Below are 17196 nucleotides of genomic sequence, written 5' to 3'. Positions count from 1 at the left end.
GGCCCCGATTGAGCCGGGACGGTGACGGATTCACCTGAGCATGAACGCTTGGGAGGCGAAGGGCGCGGCGATGTCAGCGCCGCTCGAAATCGACATATTCGAGGTCGAATTCGTCCCGTTCGCCGCGCGGCGCCGTCTCGCGGCGCAATTCGCGCCATTGCGCCCACTCGACATCGGGAAAGAAGGCGTCGGCCGGCGGTTCGCAATCGACGCGGGTGAGGCGCAGGAAGCGGCCGAGCGGCAGAGCCTGGCGGTAGATTTCGGCGCCGCCGGCCACGATGATTTCGGCGCAGTGCATCCCGGCGGCGAGGTCATTGGCGCGCGCCACGGCGGCGGCGAAATCGCCCGCGACATGCGCGTGATCCGGCGGCTCCGCGCCGAAAAAACCGGGGTCGCGCGTGACGACCACGGTTTCGCGCCCCGGCAGGGGCTTGCCGATCGCCTGAAAAGTCTTGCGCCCCATGATCAGCGGCCGCCCCCAGGTGATGTCCTTGAAGCGCTTGAGGTCGGAGGGCGCCCGCCAGGGAATCGCGTTCCGCAACCCCAGCGCGCCGTTGCGGGCGACCGCCGCGACGATGGTGATCGGCAGGCCGGTCATCCCGCCGCCTTTGCTGTGTTCGACATGAGTTCTCCCCATTTCCCGCCAAGCTAGATCAGGAGACCCCGCGCGGCCAACCGGCGGGGGTCAGAAAAGGCGCTGATTGCACAGCTTCCTTCAGCAAGAGGTGCTTTCGCAGCGAAATGAGGGGGGCGACCCGACGACGCGTGGCGGATGGCGCGGGGTTGCGTTAGGTTCGCCGCGAAAAACCGAGAGACCGCCGTGACGAAACCGAGGACGAGCCAGACCCACCCGCTTGAGATCGCCCAGGTGCGCGCCAGCCCCGCGCATGGGCGGATCGGGATCACCTTCTGTCCCGGCAAGCACGATCGCGCCGCCTATTCCGGGGCCTGGGCGCGCGACCTCGCGACGGATCTCGATGTCATCGCCGCCTCCGGCGCGCGTCTGGTGCTGACGCTGGTCGAACCGGCCGAACTGGTCGCGCTGAAAGTCCCCGACCTCGGCATGGACGTGCTGGCGCGGGGACTGGACTGGCGCCACCTCCCCATCGCCGATTATTCCGTCCCCAATGCCGCATTCGAGCGGCAATGGCGGGCGCATGGCCGCGACATACGCGCGCTGCTGCGCCGGGGCGACGACATTGTCGTGCATTGCAAGGGCGGCCTCGGGCGCGCCGGCATGATCGCCGCGCGGTTGCTGGTGGAATTGGGCGTTGAGCCGGACGCGGCGATCAAGGAGGTCCGCCGCGCCCGCAAAGGTGCGATCGAGACGCCGTCGCAGCTTGCGCTGGTGCGCCAGACCAAGCCGCTCGACGATGTCGAGGACATTGACACGGCGCGCCTGCGAAAGGTCGGGGGCACGCTGGGCAGCAATCCCGGCGGCGTCCATGAGGACGCGGACGGCCGGCGCTTCTATGTCAAAACCCTCGAATCGGCGGCGCATGCGCGCAACGAATTCCTGGCGGCGAAACTCTACCAACTGGCCGGCGCGCCGACGCTGAGCTATTTTCGCTGCCGCGATCCCGCCGAGGTCGCGACCGAATTCGTCGCGCTCGAAAAGAAGACCATCGCCGAATTGAACGCCGACGAGATCCAACAGGCGCGGCGCTGGTTCGGCGTGCATGCCTGGACCGCCAATTGGGACGCCGCCGGCTTCCTCGGCGACAACCAGGGCGTCGCGGACGGGGTGGTGATGACGCTCGACGTCGGCGGGGCGCTGGCGTTTCGCGCCCAGGGCGACCCGAAGGGCAAGGCGTTCGGCTCCAGCGTGGGCGAACTCGACACGCTGCGCTCGGACGAGGACAATCCTCACGCGATCAAACTCTTCGCGGAGATGAGCCCGGCCGAGATCGCCGAATCCATCGCCGTGGTGACGCGCATTCCCGACACCGCGATCCGCAGGGTCGTCGCCGAGACGGGCGGGAGCGCGGCGCTGGCCGAAAAGCTGATCGCGCGCAAGGCCGACATGGCCAAGCGACTGGCTTGAAGCCGGCCAGTCATGCTGTTTCTGAACGATCCGTTCGGAAACCTTATCAGACCGCGACTTCGGCGGCGATATGCGGATGCGGGTCGTAGCCCTCGACCTCGAAATCCTCGATTCGGTAATCGTCGATGTTTTCCGCGCGACGCTTGAGGATCAGTTTCGGAAACGGTCGCGGCGCGCGGGTCAGTTGCAGCCGCGCCTGCTCCAGATGGTTGAGATAGAGATGAACGTCGCCGCCGACCCAGACGAAATCGCCGGGTTCAAGGTCACATTGCTGCGCGATCATGGTTTGCAGCGCCACGGTGGCGATCCAGTTGAACGGACAGCCCAACAGCAGGTCCACCGACCTTTGCAGCAGCATGCAGGACAACCGCCCCTTGCTGACGTGAAACTGATAGACCATGTGGCAGGGCGGCAGCGCCATCCGGTCGATGTCCGCGACATTCCAGGCGTGGAACAGGATGCGGCGGCTCGACGGATTGGTCCGCAGGGCGTCGATGACGCCGGCGATCTGGTCGTGTTCGCGGCCATCCGGCCCCTGCCAGCGCCGCCATTGCTTGCCGTAGACAGGGCCGAGATCGCCCCATTTTTGCGCAAAAGCGTCATCCTCGACCACGCGCCGCTCGAAAACCTCCTGGCTGACGTCCTCGCCGGTCTCCTTGCGGTAGCGGGCGAGCGGCCAGTCCGACCATATCCGGACATTTTGCTTCAACAGCGCCTGGATGTTGGTGTCGCCGGTCAGGAACCACAGCATTTCCTTGACGGCGGTCTTCCAGAACACCCGCTTGGTCGTCAGCAGCGGCGCGCCGGCGCCGAGATCGAACCGCGTCATCGCGCCGAAAATCGACAGCGCGCCGACGCCGGTGCGGTCGATGCGGCGGTCGCCATGCTCCAGCACCTGGTTGAGCAGGTCGAGATACTGGTATTCGGGATGGCGGTTCAGCATGGGCGACTCCGGGCGAAGCCGGGTCAATAACGCTCAATAGCTGAAAAAGCCACGCCCGGTCTTGCGGCCGAGATAGCCGGCGTCGCACATCTGTTTCAGCAGCGGGCTCGGGCGATATTTCGGATCGGCGAAGCCGGCGTGCAAGACTTCCATCACGTCGAGCACGATGTCGAGGCCGATCAGGTCGCCGAGCGCCAGCGGTCCCATCGGATGGGCGGCGCCGAGCTTCATCATCGCATCGACGTCTTCCGGCGTCGCCACGTTTTCGTAAACGCAATTGATCGCCTCGTTGATCATCGGGATCAGCACGCGATTGACGACGAAACCGTAGGAATCGCGGGCGACCTTGGCCTCCTTGCCGAGTTTGGCCACGGTTGCGACCACGGCGGCGTTGACCGCGTCGGTGGTCTGGATGGCGCGGATCACCTCGACCAGTTGCATCATCGCCACCGGATTGAAGAAATGCATGCCGATCACCCGGCCCGGATGGTTCGAGGCGGCGGCGATCCTGGTCAGCGACAGCGACGAGGTGTTGCTGGCGAAAATGGTCCGGGCCGGGCAAATGCGGTCGAGATCTCCGATGATCGCCTTTTTGACCTCGAATTTCTCCACCACCGCCTCGACGATCAGATCGCGGTCGTGAAAATCTTCGAGCGTCAGCGTCGCGGTGATGCGGCCGGCCGCGGCGTCGGCGTCGACTTGCGTCATTTTCTCCTTGGCGACTAGGCGCGACAGGCTGGTTCCGATGGTCGCCAGTCCGCGATCGAGCGCGCCCTGCGAAATGTCGCGCAGCAGCACGCGATAACCGGAGGTTGCGAAGGCCTGGGCGATTCCCGCCCCCATCACGCCGGCGCCGATCACGCCGATCTTTTCGATTTTCATCGCTCGTCCACCCCCGGTTTCCGCCCTGTTTCGGGTGCGGACCCTAGGCATGACGCCGGCTGAATTCAAGACGAATGCACGGGCTCAAGCCCCGCCGACTGCGCAACAGGCGAGGCGCCGCGTTTTTCCCCTTTCGCGGCGCAACCGCCTTCACTATATTCATCTGGCCGTCCTCGGACGGCTATGGCGATAAATGGTCATCGGAATAAGCCTATCGGACCCGGGGGCGGTACCCGGCGCCTCCACCACAATCCATCCCTGCGGGTGGGTCTCCCTTCCAGGGGTTGGATTGTGGCGGGGGCGAAATAGGATAGACGAGGGTGTAAAGGGTGTTCTTTTGCTCGGCATGATACCGCCGTTATCGGGTCAAACCTATAGTTGCCAACGACAACTATGCTCCGGTGGCCGTTGCCGCGTAATGCGGTAATAGTACCGAAATTGAAGTCCTGAAGCTTAGCCGTTTCAGGCGGGGTCCGGAGGCGCCTGGCAACAGAAGCCTCCACTTATTTCTCGGGCGCGACAGGTCCAAGGTCGAACGAAACATCAATGTCCAAAGATTTGATACGCTACGATCTCCAGGTTCAGGACGCGCTGCGCGGCGTGGTGCGAAAAGTGCTGGCCGACGCGGCGCGCGACGGCCTGCCCGGCGAGCATCATTTCTACATCACCTTCCGCACCCATGACCCCGGCGTAAAACTGTCGCAGCGCCTGCGCGAACAATATCCCGAGGAGATGACCATCATCCTCCAGTATCAGTTCTGGGATCTGAAGGTCGATGACCTCGGCTTCGAGGTCGGCCTGCACTTCAAGAACGTGCCGGAGCGCCTGTCGGTGCCCTACGACGCCATCGCCGGCTTCTACGACCCCTCCGTGCAATTCGGCCTGAAGTTCGAGGCGCAGGAGGAAGGCGAAGACGGCGAGGACGGCGAGATCGAGGCGGGGGACGACGAACCGATGATCGATCTCGGTCCGGTCGCCAATCCGCCCCGCCCCAACGTCCGCGAAGCCGAGAAAAAGCCGCGCGGCGCCGGTTCGGAGCCAAAACTCGCCCCAGCCGCGGAAAAATCGACAGCGAAGTCCGACAAGCCGGAGGGATCTGGCGAAACCGGCGGCTCCGAGGGCGCGAAAGTGGTCTCGATCGACGCCTTCCGCAAGAAGCCATGAGCCGCAAAAGGCCATGAGCGAGATCGTCAACCTGCGTCAGGCGCGCAAGCGCCGCGACCGCGCCGAGCGGGACGCGCAGGCCGAGGCGAATCGCTTGCAACACGGGCGGACCAAGGAGGAGAAGACCCTCACCGCCGCCCGACGCGCGCAGGACGCGCGCAAGCTTGAGGCGCACAGGCTGGAGCCGAGTCCGCCCGAACAAGACGATTAAGCGCCTGATGAGTCATTTCAGCCTCGACCAGCTCCCTCGCCCCGCGTCAGCGGGGAGAGGGCGGATGGCGGCGCGCTTCATTGCGGTCGAGGCGAAAGCATGAGCGACGACAAACTGCGCAAGCGCTCGCTGGTCATCGCCGGGCACCGCACCTCGATTTCGCTTGAAGATGATTTCTGGGACGCCCTGCGCGAGATCGCGGGCGCGCGCGGCCTGTCCCTGCCCGCTCTGGTCGCGGAAGTCGATTCAGGCCGCGGCGCCGCCAATCTCTCGTCGGCTCTGCGCGTGGCGATCCTGCGCCACTATCGCGCGTGCGCCTAGAGTCTTTGTTCTTACGCATTTTCTTCACGCGAACCGGCATCCAGTTCGCTTGAAAACGCTCTAGCCGCGCGACACAGAGGCCTTGGCGTAAATCCCGTTGAAATCGCCGCCGCACTGGCCGTTGTCGCGCACCAGCAGCACGTCGCCGCCGCGCGCCATGCGGACACGGCAGCCGGGCGTCGCCGGGTCTTCGGGATCGACGCCCTCGCCAAAGAACAGGCCGATGCCGTCGCGCATGTCCATGTCGCCAGAAAAGGAACCGGCGCCGCGAGCCTCGATCGTCAGGCGACCGTCGTCCCGCCAGTTTATGCCGAGCGACGCCGCGCCGCGCCGCCAGCCGCCGACGAACGAGCCGGTGTCGTTGACGCGCGCGATCTTGTCGAGCGAATCGTTCGGCAACCACCCGGCGCGGCCGCCCTTGAGCGTTTCGGCGCAGACTTGCGCATCGGCGAGCGCGCCGAGCGCCAAAAGCTCGCCGCGCGCGACTGTGGATCTGGACTTGCCGCCGACGAAGGCGACGGCGGAGGCGGCTTTGCCGAAGCGAACGAAAGCCATGTCGGCGAAGGTGACGCCGGCGCAGCCGGCGGCGCGCGCCGGCGTGGCCAAGGATAATGCGACGCCGAGGGGAAAAAGCAGACGCCGCATCGCGCTTACGCCTTCTGGCCGAATTCGGAGACCCCGCCATGCGCGGCCGACCATTGCGCCGGCGCGTGCAGGAATTTCTCGACCTCGTCGAGCGTCGCGTCGGGCAGATAGTGCGTGTCGCGCGCGACCTTCAGCACGTCCCACCAGGTGGTGAGCTGGTGCAGACTGATGCCTTCCTTGGCCAGTTCCGCCCGCGCCTGCGGGAAAATATCGTAGAAGAAGAACACGAAAGTGTGGGCGCAGCTCTGGCCGGCCTCGCGAATCGCATTGCAGAAATTCACCTTTGACGCGCCGTCGGTGGCGAGATCCTCGACGAGAAGGGTGCGGGCGCCGTCCTTCAGTTCGCCCTCGATGCGCGCATTGCGGCCAAAACCTTTCGGCTTCTTGCGCACATATTGCATCGGCAGGCTGAGGCGGTCGGAAATCCAGGCGGCGAAGGGTATGCCCGCCGTCTCGCCGCCGGCGATGATGTCGAGGCTCTCATAGCCGATCTCGCGCTGGATCGTGGTCACTGCGAAATCCAGCAACCGGCTGCGCAGGCGGGGAAAGGCGATCAGCTTGCGCATGTCGGTATAAACCGGGCTCGCCCAGCCCGAGGTGAAAATGAACGGCTTTTCCGCGTTGAACAGCACGGCGCCGACTTCCAGCAGCATTTTGGCGGCTTCTTCGGCGATCATCTGTTTTTCGAGCGCGGCGGGCGACAGGTCGGACATGAGGGGTTCCCTTTTTCCGACCATTAAAACGCAGTTTGCCGGTCCGTCAATCAGGCGGCCAGTTTCCGGGCCTTTCTCCCCAGCCGCTTGCGCACGGACGCCCACAGCGCGCGGATCTCCTCCGCCGCCGCGCCATTGGGATTGACCTCGGTCACGCCCAGGCCGCGCCGCGCCGCCTCCTGGTAATCGACGCGCGAGGCGATCAGCGGCGTCATCAGCACGCCCAGCGCCTCCAGCGTCGCCACGCCCTCCTCGACCCGGGCGTTCTGGCGCGAGGTCGGGCATTGATTGAGCACGAAAGCATAGTCGCGCTGAAGCTGCTTGAGCTTCTTCAGCGTCCTCTCGCCGGCGGCGAGGTCGAAGGCGTTGGGCCGCGCCGGGATGAGGCAGAACTGCGCCGCCTTGATCGCCGCGTCGAACGCGGCGCCGTCGCCGCCGGGCGAATCGATGACCACCAGGGTGACGCCCCGCGCGGCCAGTTCGTCCAGCACCTTTTCCAGTTTCGAGGCGGGCGTCGCCACCACGGGAATATCGTTGGTCTCCCGCGTCCGCGCCCAGCCGCTCAGCGACTGCAACGGGTCGAGATCGATGAGAAACACCCGCTCGCCGGCCTCCCTGGCCGCGACGGCGAGGCAGACCGCCAAAGTGCTCTTTCCAGAACCGCCCTTTTGCGTGACAAACGCGACGCGCCGCATCGTTACCCCCTTGTTTTTTCACGACGCCGACTCGCCGCAACTGCATTTGAATCAGAAACTCCGATTCAAGACCAGTTGCGGAGAGCCAACAATTACAAAAAAACGCAAGAGAGGCGGCTTCTACGCCATTTTATACATGACGTAACGTGAACTTAACTTTCACGCGGCATCGATCTGCTCCAACTCGACACCGTCGAGCCGCGCGCGCGTCGAGCGCCACAATTCGCGCATTTCCGCCGCCGCCGCGCCCGAAGATGCGAATTCGGTGACGCCGAGCGCCCTGCGCGCCGCTTCCTGGTAATCGGCGCGGGCGGCGACCAGCGGCGTCATCAGCACGCCCATCGCCGCCAAGGCGTCAATGCCCTGCTGGATGCGCGGCGACTGGCGCTGCGGCGGACACTGGTTGAGCACGAAGGCGTAGTCGCGTTCGCGGGCTTTGAGCTTTTGCAGCGTGCCGCCGCTGGCGGCGACGTCGAAAATGTTGGGGCGCGCGGGAAGGAGGCACAAATCCGCCACATCCATGGCCTCTTCCGCGACCATTGTGTCGCCGGCCGGGGTGTCCATGACGACGAGGGTGACGCCGAGCGTTTCCAATTCGCCCATGACCGTGTTCAATTCGCCCTGCGCCGCCGCCATCACGAGAATGTCTTGAGACTTGCGCCGATCGCCCCAATTGGAGAGCGATCCCATCGGATCGAGATCGACCAGACAGACGTTTTCCCCGGCCTCGCGCGCCGCGACGGCCAGACAAACGGCGAGCGTGCTTTTACCCGCGCCGCCCTTTTGCGTTACAATGGCGATCTTCCGCATTGAATTCCTCCATCATGAATATTCTATAACGTGGACAAATGCCCAAAACGGAAATTAGCAGACAAAAAGACATTGACATCAGTTTTAGTAAGTTATGCACAAAAACTAAACGACATGACGTAAGTAACGCTACGCAGGTAAACTTAGAGATTTCACGCCCATGAGTGACTTATTCGCCGTAGCTGGATTGGAACAGGACGCCCCCCGCCCGCTCGCGGAACGGCTGCGTCCCCGGCGTTTGAGCGAGGTCGCCGGGCAGGACCATCTGCTGGGCCAGAACGGCGCGCTCACCCGGATGATCGACTCTGGCTCGCTGGGCAGCCTGATTTTCTGGGGGCCGCCGGGTACAGGCAAGACCACCGTGGCGCGATTACTGGCGCATGAGACCAAGTTGCATTTCATGCAGGCGTCCGCGATCTTTTCCGGCGTCGCCGATCTCAAGAAGATCTTTGACGAGGCGCGGGCGCGCCGCAAGATCGGCCAGGGCACGCTGCTGTTCATCGACGAAATCCACCGCTTCAACCGGGCGCAGCAGGATTCCTTCCTGCCGGTGATGGAGGAAGGGACCGTCACCCTGATCGGCGCCACCACGGAAAACCCGTCGTTCGAACTCAACGCCGCGCTGCTGTCGCGCGCCCGCGTGATGACGTTTCGCAGCCTCGATGATTCGGCGATTGAAAAACTGCTCGCCCGCGCCGAGCAGATCGAGGAAAAACCCCTGCCGCTCGATGCTCAGGCGCGCGGCGCGTTGATTCGCATGGCCGACGGCGACGGCCGCGCCGCGCTCACGCTGGCCGAGGAAATCTGGCGCGCGGCGCGCGAAAACGAGGTTTTCGACCCCGAAAAACTTTCCGAAGTGGCGCAGCGCCGCGCGCCGATCTACGACAAGGGCCAGGAAGGTCATTACAATCTGATTTCCGCCCTGCACAAATGCGTGCGCGGCTCCGATCCCGACGCGGCGCTGTATTATCTCGCCCGCATGTTCGACGCTGGCGAAGACCCGCTGTTTCTGGCCCGCCGCGTGGTGCGCATGGCCGTCGAGGACATCGGGCTGGCCGATCCGCAAGCCCTGGTGATCGCCAACGCCGCCAAGGACGCCTACGATTTTCTCGGCAGCCCCGAGGGCGAACTGGCGATCGCGCAGGCCGTGATCTATTGCGCCACCGCACCCAAGAGCAACGCGGCCTATCTCGCCTACAAGGGCGCGATGCGGCTGGCGAAGGCGCACGGTTCGCTGACGCCGCCCAAGGTGATTTTGAACGCGCCGACCAAGCTGATGAAATCGGAGGGCTACGGAACCGGCTACGCCTATGACCACGACGAACCCGACGCCTTTTCGGGCCAGAACTACTGGCCGGAGGTTTTGGGGCGGCAAAAGCTTTACGAGCCGGTGGAGCGCGGTTTTGAACGCGAGATCGGCAAGAGGCTGGATTATTGGGAGAAGCTGCGGCGGGAGCGGGGGGAGAACTGAGCCGATCGCAGCCCAGGGCATCCAGATCGTGAAAACGAGGCGCGGTCGCGTCGCCAAACCTGAAAATCCTTCCGCCGACCTTGAAAGAGCCGGAAACGTCACCCGCTGAAGGGCCAATGGCGGAATTATCGGGAACGCCATGTCCGCGGCGACTTCCTGTTGATTTACGCGATTGACGAAAGCGCCAAGCCGCCGCTCGTCGTCTTTGTTCGCGCAGGGACTCCCGCCGACCTGTTTGACGAATGAACGTCCAAGGGTGACGCCACCGCCCATCCGCGCTAAGGAGAGCGGATGCAGGCCTATCTCATCGTTTTCTTCGGCGCCGGTTTTGGCGGTTGCCTTCGCCATTTCGTCAACCTCGTCGCGGCGCGCACGCTGGGGACGGCGTTTCCATGGGGCACGTTCCTCATTAACATCAGCGGCTCGCTGGTGATGGGTCTCATTGCCGGCTTCCTGACCTTTCGCTCGGGCATGCAAGGCTCGCAGCATCTGCGGCTGTTCCTGCTGACCGGCATTTTGGGCGGCTACACCACCTTCTCAGCCTTTTCGCTCGATTCCGCCCTGCTCTACGAGCGCGGCGACTTGCTCGGCATGGCGCTGTATGTCGGCGGCTCGGTGGCGCTGGCGCTGGTCGGCGTGTTTTCCGGCCTTGCGGTCATGAGGGCCTTGTTATGAAGACGTCTCGTCCCAAATTCTCCGGCCCTTCCGCGCGCAAGCCCAAGCCCATGGACAAGCCGCTGCTGGCGAAAAAACCCAAACCCGCCACAAAACCGGAGCCAGAGAAAAAGCCGGCTCCCGAACCGGTCAAGCTGGCGACGGGGGTGCAAAACCTCGCCGTCACCGAGGATGAGGACGGCATGCGCCTCGACCGCTGGTTCAAGCGGCGCTTTCCGACCTTGGCCCTGTCGCATCTGGCGAAGATCTGCCGCAAGGGCGAGGTGCGGCTCGACGGCAAGCGTGTCGAGACCTCCTCGCGCATCGCCACCGGCCAAACTCTTCGCGTGCCGCCGCTTTCCGTCGATGCGCCCAAGTCGCCGGCGGTGATCAGGCCGGCGCAATCGCAGGCCGACCAGCGCGCCATCAAGGACATGATCCTGCTCGACGACCGCGACCTGATGGTGCTGAACAAACCATTCGGGCTGGCGGTGCAGGGCGGGTCCGGCACCAAGATTCATCTCGACGGCATGCTGGCCTCGCTCGCCAACGAGCGCGGCGACCGCCCGGTGCTGGTGCATCGACTCGACCGCGACACCTCCGGCGTGATCCTGATCGCCAAGACGCGCAAAATGGCCGCCGATCTCGGCGAGATTTTCCGCTCGCGCGCGGCCAAGAAGATTTACTGGGCGCTGGTCGAAGGCGTGCCGCGCCCGGCGCAGGGGCGCATTTCGCTTTATCTCGCCAAAGGCGAAGCGATGGGGGATAATCGTGCGCCAAAGGGCCGGCACGGCATGGAGGAGCGGCGCGACATCGAGAAGATGCGCGTGGCCAAGCATGGCGACGAGGACGCGCAACATTCGCTGACCTATTACGCCATCGTGGACAAGCTGGCGCCGCGCTGCGCCTGGCTGTCGATGAAACCGCTCACCGGGCGCACCCATCAATTGCGCGCCCATGCGGAAAGCATCGGCTGCCCGATCGTCGGCGATCCCAAATATGGCCACAGCGACGAGGACCGCCGCCGCCGCGCCGATCCCAACCGCAACGTTCCCGACGGGGTCGATCAAAAGCTGCATCTGCTGGCGCGGCGGCTGGTGCTGCCGCATCCGCGCGGCGGCGTGCTCGACGTCACCGCGCCGCTGCCGCCGCACATGAAGCGCTCGTGGGAAATGTTCGGGTTCGACGCCGGGCAGTACGATCCGATTCTGGATGCGCCGGAGGAATGACCTTTAGAGCATTTTCAAGCGATGCGGACACCGGTTCGCGTAAAGAAAATGCGTTAAAACAAGAATCTAGAGTATTTTCATGTTTCCACGAAACGTGAAAATACTCTAGCGGCGGATCAGGATCACGCCGCCAAGGACAAGGGCGATTCCGAGCGCCCGCGACACGTCCAGCGGGCGCTGCGTAAGCCCGAGCACGCCGAAATGATCGAACAGCACTGCGGCGATCATCTGGCCGGCGATCAGCAGCGTGATGAATGTGGCGGCGCCGATGCGCGGGACCAGAACGATCGCCAGACCGACATAGATCGCGCCCAACAGGCCGCCGGTCCATCCCCACCACGGCACGCGCGCGGCGAAGCCCGCTTGCGGGATGGGCGCGCGCAGAACAGCCGCCGTCAGGGCGATCGCGACGATACCGACGAGAAAGTTGGCAAAATTCGCCCAGACGGCCGAGTTCAGCCCGGCGCGCAATTGCGCGTTGATCACCTGTTGAAGCGCCGCGCTCACGCCCGCCAGCGCCGCAAGAAGGGAAAAGAGCAGGCTGTTCAACATGGCGGGTTCGTCGGATTTTTCGCCGCGCGACCGGACTTCATCGACGGCGCGGCCGAGATGGACGGTGTTGCAGAGGATGATGACGCGATCTCACCCAACGTTATGCCCGGCGCAAGGCCGGGCATAAAGTCCGCATGTTGGATCCCGGCGACACAACCCGTCCCCGTTTACCGGGAGAGGGAGTGGCGCCGTCAGATGGCCGAAGTCACCGATCGTCCGGCGCGGCGTCGAAGCGGTCGGCCTGCGCCTTGACCGCCGGCGAGGGCTGGAACGAGGCCGCGCGCGCGTCGTTGGGCGAAAAACCGTCGCGCTGGTAAATGTCCTCGCGGAACTGGACCGTGCCCTCCGGCGTGCCCCAGGCCGTGATATAGACCCAGTAAACGTTGACCGGCGGCTCGATCTTCACGTCCACGCGCTCGCCCGAGGCGATGGTGGCGTCGATGCGATCGCGATCCCAGCCCGGCTGGGCCTTCAGCAGCCAGGCGACATAGTCGCGCACGTTCTGCATGCGCATGCAGCCCGAGGAGACGAAGCGGAAATCATCGCCGAACACGCCCTTGGCCGGGGTGTCGTGCATATACACGCCATAGGGATTGTTGATGTTGATGCGCACCACGCCCAGCGAGTTTTCCGTGCTCGGCTCCTCGCGGAAGCGGTAGTTGGTGGCGTCGAGCGAGTGCCAGTTGATCGATTCCGGCGGCACTTCCTGATTGTTCTTGTCGAACACGTGGATCTTGCTGTCGCGCAGGTAATTGGGATCCTGCTGCATCTTCGGGATCAGATCCTTGCGGATGATCGAGGCCGGCACGGTCCAGTAGGGGTTGAAGTCCACGTCGAGCGCGCGGGTCTGCATCACCGGGGACTGGCGGTCGATCTTGCCGACGCCGGCGATGTGGCGGGTGGCCACCGTATCGTTCTCGACCGTCTCGATCAGGGCGGCGGGAATGTTGGCGGTGACGAAGCGGTCGCCGAGATTGGCGGAAAAGCTGCGCAGGCGCACGATATTGGTTTCGAGCTGGCGCAGGCGGTAATCGGCCGGCACGTTCATGGCGTCGAGCGTCGCCTGGTTGACCACGCCGGTCTCGATCAGGCCGTGGCGGGCCTGGAACCGGCGCACGCCGGCCTCGACATAAGAGTCGTAAACGCCCGAATTGGAGGCCGACGCGTCGAGATCGCCGGTGACGATCAGGCGCTTGCGCAACGCCGCCACCGCCGGGCCGCTGGCCCCGAGTTTGAGCCCGGCGCCGCCGGGAACCCGGCCCCAGCCGCCATTGCCGACGATGCGGCGGTAATCCTCGATCGCCTGCTCGCTCGCGGCGAGCGTGCGCGGCGACAGCAACGGCGTGGTGGAGCGCGTCACCGTGAGCCGCGTGTCCGAGTCATAATGCTGCGCCCATTCGGCCTGGCCGTCGGAAGCCCAGGCCAGCCCCGACATCGGCCCGGCCAGAACCAGGGCCATGGCCAATCCCGCGCCGGCGACGCTTTTGCCGGGGGCGCGCGCGAAAAGGAAATTTTGTGGGATCGCGAACAATATCCTAACTCCCTGGCGGGGCCGCGCGGGCCGCCGCTGCTGAATCTGGTGAAACACTCTTCGATTGCCGTTAACAGAGCGCAAATAGCGCGGCGTTTTTAAGGCGACACGGCCCCGCCGGACAAAAAAAGCCGGGCTTGAAAGGCCCGGCCGAGTTCGGAAGTTTCTCGCGACGATATTTTCGAACTTGCCCCGGGTTCAGAGGCGATACTTGATCTGGTCGGTCCAGAAGCGCTCCAGACGGATCAGGGCGTTGTTGATGGTGCGGAACTCGTCGACCGAGACGCCGCCGATCTGCTCCACCGTCACCACATGCTTCTCGTAGAGACTGGCGACGATGTCGCGGATGTCCTTGCCTTCCTTGGTCAGGCTGATGCGCACGGAGCGGCGGTCGACGCGGGAGCGGGCGTGGTGGAGGTAGCCCATCTCGACCAGCTTCTTGACGTTGTAGGAGACGTTCGAGCCGAGGTAATAGCCGCGGGTGCGCAGCTCGCCGGCGGTCAGTTCGGAATCGCCGATGTTGTAGAGCAGCAGCGCCTGGACGGCGTTGATGTCGGAGCGGCCGCGACGGTCGAATTCGTCCTTGATGACGTCGAGCAGGCGGCGGTGCAGGCGCTCGATCAGGGTCAACGACTCCAGATAGATCGGACGAACTTCGGCGCCGCGCTCGGCGCGAACGGCGGAGATTTCCGTCTTGAAAGCGTTGTTCATGAGTGCGGTCCCTTGGTTCGTCGCGCGCCTTGTCGCTAAAGCGCCAGTTGATGAATGCAACATAGCCATGGCCGATGAAAACGAGTTTAAACAACAAACTGAATCGAAAATGAACGCCGATTGCGGCAATTGAAGTGAATCTTTGCTGAATCCGGATTCTGTTTACCTTGAGTATTTCTTAAGCGACTGGGGGCCGTCTTTTGACCTTCCCGAACAGCCAGGCCAGCGCCCGATCGATCAACCGGTCCGGCGCGCCGGTTTCGCCCTCGACCCGGTTGGCGCGCCAAGACAGGAACAGGTAGAGCGCCAGCAGCGCGGCGTCGACGCCCTTGACCAGCCCGCCCCCGCCCGGAAAGAAACCGGGCTTGATCGCGGACACATAAATCTGCGCCATCAGGGTGAGCAGCCAGACCACCCCGCCCCAGGGCGCGACCATCCACAGCCCGACAGCGGCGACGAGGTCGAACACGGCGAAAAAGATCACCGCCGCCGCCATCGCCCCGCTCACATCGAGAAAGGGGTCGGTGGACGACAGCACGCGCCGCCACTGGTCGAGACCCTCGACGATCCACAAGAGCGCCACCACCCGGAAGAACAGGGTGAGCAGAAAGGTCCATCGCGCCTGATCGACGTCCGCGCCAGGCTTGGCGCCCACCTGGATGGCGGCGGCATATTCAAGTTCGTTCGAAGTATTGGGCGCGTAAGTCTTCATACTGCTTTCCCCGCGCGCGTTTTCGTCATGACCTTGGCATCGTTAGTCCATTTGCGCCGGCGCCGCAAAAATTTTCTGAAGCGCCGCCGGAATGTGCTAATTCGTGAGCCGGAAAAGGAACCCGAAAAAGGAATCCGCAATGAACCAGTCGCCCCCTCCCTCCGGTTTCGATCTGTCCCTCAATCTCGTGCGCCGGCCCCGCCGCAATCGCAAGTCCGACTGGGTGCGGCGTCTCGTGCGGGAGAACATCCTGACCGCCGACGACCTGATCTGGCCGATCTTCGTCATCGAGGGCGAGAACCTGCGCACGCCCGTCGCCAGCATGCCCGGCGTCGAGCGTCTGTCGGTGGACCAGACCGTGGTCGCCGCGCGCAAGGCCGTCGAACTCGGCATCCCCGCCATCACGCTGTTTCCCTTCACCGATCCCGACCTCAAGGATCCCAACGGCTCCGAGGCGCTCAACGAGAACAACCTCGTCTGCCGCGCCGTGCGCGCGATGAAGCAGGCGGTTCCCCAACTCGGCGTCATCACCGACGCCGCGCTCGATCCCTACACCAGCCACGGCCACGACGGCCTGATGGAGGGCGAGAAGATCCTCAATGACGAGACCGTCGCCGTGCTGGTCGAGCAGGCGCTCAACCAGGCCCGCGCCGGCGCCGACGTCATCGCGCCCTCCGACATGATGGATGGCCGCGTCGGCGCCATTCGCATGGCGCTCGACCGCGAAGGCTTCCTCGACGTGCAGATCATGGCCTATGCGGCCAAATACGCCTCGGCCTTCTATGGCCCGTTCCGCGACGCCATCGGCACCAAGGCGGCGCTCATCGGCGACAAGCGCACCTACCAGATGGACCCCGCCAATTCCGACGAGGCCCTGCGCGAGGTGGAGATGGACCTTGAGGAGGGCGCCGACATGGTGATGGTCAAGCCCGGCATGCCCTATCTCGACATCATCCGCCGTGTGAAAGAAACTTTTGGCGCCCCTACGTTCGCCTATCAAGTTTCCGGCGAATATGCGATGATAACCGCTGCTGCGCAAAATGGGTGGCTCGACGGCGACAAGGCCATGATGGAAAGCCTGCTGGCTTTCAAGAGGGCGGGCGCCAGCGGCATACTCACCTATTTCGCGCCGCGGGTGGCGGAAATGCTCAAGAAGGGGTGACATAAACCCAAGGGGCGAGACGCAAATAGCGGGCGCGCCCGGCCTTTTCGCCTCCAGGCGGGATTTTGAACTCCCGCCGGAATTTGGAGGAGGAGGAGGGGTCATGAGCGCGCCCAAAGACGCCGGCGCCGGTCGTTCGGATTTCCGGTCAAAATTGTTTCCCAACGGGTACAGCCGCAGCGCGCGGCTGCTGCTGGAGCCTTTGCAGGCGTCCGACGCCTATGGGCTGATCATTCTTACCAATGACCCCCTGGTCGCCCACGGCGCCTCGACGCTGCCGCAACCTTTCACCATGGACGACGCCCGCGAGTTGATCGCCCTGCCCCACCACGACGGCGGCTGTTTCGCCGCGCTGCGCCTTCACGAGGGCGGCGAGATGATCGGCTGCGCCGGCATCGTCGCCCGCGAACCCGAAAAGGGCGACGTTGGCGATCTCGAACTCGGCTTCTGGCTCGGCGCGCCCTATCATGGCCACCGCTATGGCGCCGAGGCCGCGCAAACCATGCTCGAACTGGCGCAAAGGGCGTTTCCGCAGGCGCGGATCGTGGTCGAATGCCCGCGCGTGAACGGCGCCTCCTGGCGCCTGCTGCAACGGCTGGGCTTTGCGCCCGGCGCCGGCCGGGGCAACAGGATGAACGCCGAACTGCTGGCCTGGCGCGCGTCAGCCGAGGTGGATTAGCCGGAAAAGTCTCGCGGTTTGAGACAGCAATGTGAACAGCCCCCCTCCGCCTCTTGCGCGACGGAAG

At 64.4% G+C, this 17196-nt stretch carries 22 protein-coding genes and 1 other RNA gene; 12 read left to right on the top strand and 11 right to left on the bottom strand.

All coding sequences use genetic code 11. The annotated features are described in order from the left end of the window. Positions 1-73 precede the first annotated feature (73 nt). Complete coding sequence (locus CCR94_RS22630; protein ID WP_104510539.1) at positions 74-598, bottom strand: dihydrofolate reductase; 525 nt, start codon at positions 596-598, stop codon at positions 74-76. A gap of 222 nt (positions 599-820) precedes the next feature. On the opposite strand from CCR94_RS22630, the gene CCR94_RS24800 reads away from it, so the two are divergent. Then, entirely contained in the window at positions 821-2044 is a 1224-nt protein-coding gene (locus tag CCR94_RS24800) for a cyclin-dependent kinase inhibitor 3 family protein (protein WP_146090157.1), read from the top strand. Between the two features lie 46 nt (positions 2045-2090). On the opposite strand, the gene thyA is transcribed toward CCR94_RS24800, so the two are convergent. Beyond that, on the bottom strand, positions 2091-2987 hold the full coding sequence (gene thyA / locus CCR94_RS22620; protein WP_104510538.1) for a thymidylate synthase: 897 nt from the start codon (positions 2985-2987) through the stop codon (positions 2091-2093). 33 nt (positions 2988-3020) lie between these two features. Next, positions 3021-3869: a 3-hydroxyacyl-CoA dehydrogenase NAD-binding domain-containing protein gene (locus CCR94_RS22615; protein ID WP_104510537.1), complete on the bottom strand. Its 849-nt coding sequence runs from the start codon at positions 3867-3869 to the stop codon at positions 3021-3023. Positions 3870-3996: 127 nt separating this feature from the next. Between CCR94_RS22615 and ssrA the strand changes: the two genes are divergently transcribed. The 4 genes from ssrA (at position 3997) to CCR94_RS22595 (ending at position 5565) form a co-directional block, all read left to right on the top strand. Then, positions 3997-4373, top strand: a transfer-messenger RNA (tmRNA) gene (gene ssrA / locus CCR94_RS22610). Between the two features lie 42 nt (positions 4374-4415). Continuing rightward, positions 4416-5033, top strand: coding sequence for an SspB family protein (locus CCR94_RS22605; RefSeq protein WP_104510536.1), 618 nt, complete (start codon positions 4416-4418; stop codon positions 5031-5033). Between the two features lie 13 nt (positions 5034-5046). Further along, positions 5047-5244 carry a DUF4169 family protein gene (locus CCR94_RS22600; RefSeq protein WP_104510535.1) on the top strand — a complete coding sequence of 66 codons (198 nt, stop codon included), beginning with the start codon at positions 5047-5049 and terminating at the stop codon, positions 5242-5244. Between the two features lie 99 nt (positions 5245-5343). Next, complete coding sequence (locus tag CCR94_RS22595) at positions 5344-5565, top strand: ribbon-helix-helix domain-containing protein (RefSeq protein WP_104510534.1); 222 nt, start codon at positions 5344-5346, stop codon at positions 5563-5565. Positions 5566-5625: 60 nt separating this feature from the next. Here the strand turns inward: CCR94_RS22595 and CCR94_RS22590 are convergent, their stop codons facing one another. The 4 genes from CCR94_RS22590 to CCR94_RS22575 all read right to left on the bottom strand — a co-directional run bounded on the left by CCR94_RS22590 (position 5626) and on the right by CCR94_RS22575 (position 8428). Further along, positions 5626-6210 (bottom strand): hypothetical protein, encoded by a 585-nt coding sequence (locus tag CCR94_RS22590; protein ID WP_104510533.1) that lies wholly within the window; start codon positions 6208-6210, stop codon positions 5626-5628. A 5-nt stretch (positions 6211-6215) separates the two neighbouring features. Beyond that, complete coding sequence (locus tag CCR94_RS22585; protein WP_104510532.1) at positions 6216-6923, bottom strand: orotate phosphoribosyltransferase; 708 nt, start codon at positions 6921-6923, stop codon at positions 6216-6218. A gap of 50 nt (positions 6924-6973) precedes the next feature. Continuing rightward, positions 6974-7618 carry a ParA family protein gene (locus CCR94_RS22580; RefSeq protein ID WP_104510531.1) on the bottom strand — a complete coding sequence of 215 codons (645 nt, stop codon included), beginning with the start codon at positions 7616-7618 and terminating at the stop codon, positions 6974-6976. Between the two features lie 159 nt (positions 7619-7777). Then, positions 7778-8428, bottom strand: coding sequence for a ParA family protein (locus tag CCR94_RS22575; protein ID WP_104510530.1), 651 nt, complete (start codon positions 8426-8428; stop codon positions 7778-7780). Between the two features lie 160 nt (positions 8429-8588). Here CCR94_RS22575 and CCR94_RS22570 point away from each other — a divergent pair, with 160 nt between their 5' ends. The 4 genes from CCR94_RS22570 (at position 8589) to CCR94_RS22555 (ending at position 11782) form a co-directional block, all read left to right on the top strand. Beyond that, positions 8589-9899 (top strand): replication-associated recombination protein A, encoded by a 1311-nt coding sequence (locus CCR94_RS22570; RefSeq protein WP_104510529.1) that lies wholly within the window; start codon positions 8589-8591, stop codon positions 9897-9899. Between the two features lie 105 nt (positions 9900-10004). Then, positions 10005-10145: a type II toxin-antitoxin system YafQ family toxin gene (locus CCR94_RS22565; RefSeq protein WP_104510528.1), complete on the top strand. Its 141-nt coding sequence runs from the start codon at positions 10005-10007 to the stop codon at positions 10143-10145. 45 nt (positions 10146-10190) lie between these two features. Next, on the top strand, positions 10191-10574 hold the full coding sequence (gene crcB, locus CCR94_RS22560; protein WP_104510527.1) for a fluoride efflux transporter CrcB: 384 nt from the start codon (positions 10191-10193) through the stop codon (positions 10572-10574). A gap of 182 nt (positions 10575-10756) precedes the next feature. Then, positions 10757-11782 carry an RluA family pseudouridine synthase gene (locus CCR94_RS22555; RefSeq protein ID WP_244594190.1) on the top strand — a complete coding sequence of 342 codons (1026 nt, stop codon included), beginning with the start codon at positions 10757-10759 and terminating at the stop codon, positions 11780-11782. A gap of 105 nt (positions 11783-11887) precedes the next feature. On the opposite strand, the gene CCR94_RS22550 is transcribed toward CCR94_RS22555, so the two are convergent. From CCR94_RS22550 to ldtR, 3 genes are all read right to left on the bottom strand, one after another. Then, positions 11888-12334: a DMT family transporter gene (locus CCR94_RS22550; RefSeq protein ID WP_104510526.1), complete on the bottom strand. Its 447-nt coding sequence runs from the start codon at positions 12332-12334 to the stop codon at positions 11888-11890. A 205-nt stretch (positions 12335-12539) separates the two neighbouring features. After that, a complete protein-coding gene (locus CCR94_RS22545) occupies positions 12540-13793 on the bottom strand; it encodes a L,D-transpeptidase family protein (protein WP_104510611.1) in 1254 nt (417 codons plus the stop codon). Positions 13794-14063: 270 nt separating this feature from the next. Beyond that, positions 14064-14576: a transcriptional regulator LdtR gene (ldtR, locus tag CCR94_RS22540; protein WP_104510525.1), complete on the bottom strand. Its 513-nt coding sequence runs from the start codon at positions 14574-14576 to the stop codon at positions 14064-14066. Between ldtR and CCR94_RS26435 the strand changes: the two genes are divergently transcribed. Beyond that, on the top strand, positions 14575-14709 hold the full coding sequence (locus CCR94_RS26435) for a hypothetical protein (protein ID WP_275112835.1): 135 nt from the start codon (positions 14575-14577) through the stop codon (positions 14707-14709). The two genes, ldtR and CCR94_RS26435, sit on opposite strands and share 2 nt — an antisense overlap. Positions 14710-14754: 45 nt before the next feature. On the opposite strand, the gene CCR94_RS22535 is transcribed toward CCR94_RS26435, so the two are convergent. Beyond that, the gene (locus CCR94_RS22535) at positions 14755-15288 is read right to left on the bottom strand and encodes a DUF6163 family protein (RefSeq protein WP_184421554.1); all 534 of its coding nucleotides are present in this window, start codon (positions 15286-15288) and stop codon (positions 14755-14757) included. A gap of 139 nt (positions 15289-15427) precedes the next feature. On the opposite strand from CCR94_RS22535, the gene hemB reads away from it, so the two are divergent. Beyond that, the gene (gene hemB, locus CCR94_RS22530; RefSeq protein WP_104510524.1) at positions 15428-16450 is read left to right on the top strand and encodes a porphobilinogen synthase; all 1023 of its coding nucleotides are present in this window, start codon (positions 15428-15430) and stop codon (positions 16448-16450) included. Between the two features lie 103 nt (positions 16451-16553). Next, positions 16554-17129, top strand: coding sequence for a GNAT family N-acetyltransferase (locus CCR94_RS22525; protein ID WP_104510523.1), 576 nt, complete (start codon positions 16554-16556; stop codon positions 17127-17129). The last annotated feature ends 67 nt before the right edge of the window (positions 17130-17196 follow it).

It is taken from the genome of Rhodoblastus sphagnicola, assembly GCF_002937075.1.
In the GTDB taxonomy this organism is placed as follows: Bacteria; Pseudomonadota; Alphaproteobacteria; order Rhizobiales; family Beijerinckiaceae; genus Rhodoblastus; species Rhodoblastus sphagnicola.
The sequence above is the reverse complement of the archived record's forward strand: the minus strand, read 5'-3'. Positions and strand labels throughout refer to the sequence as shown.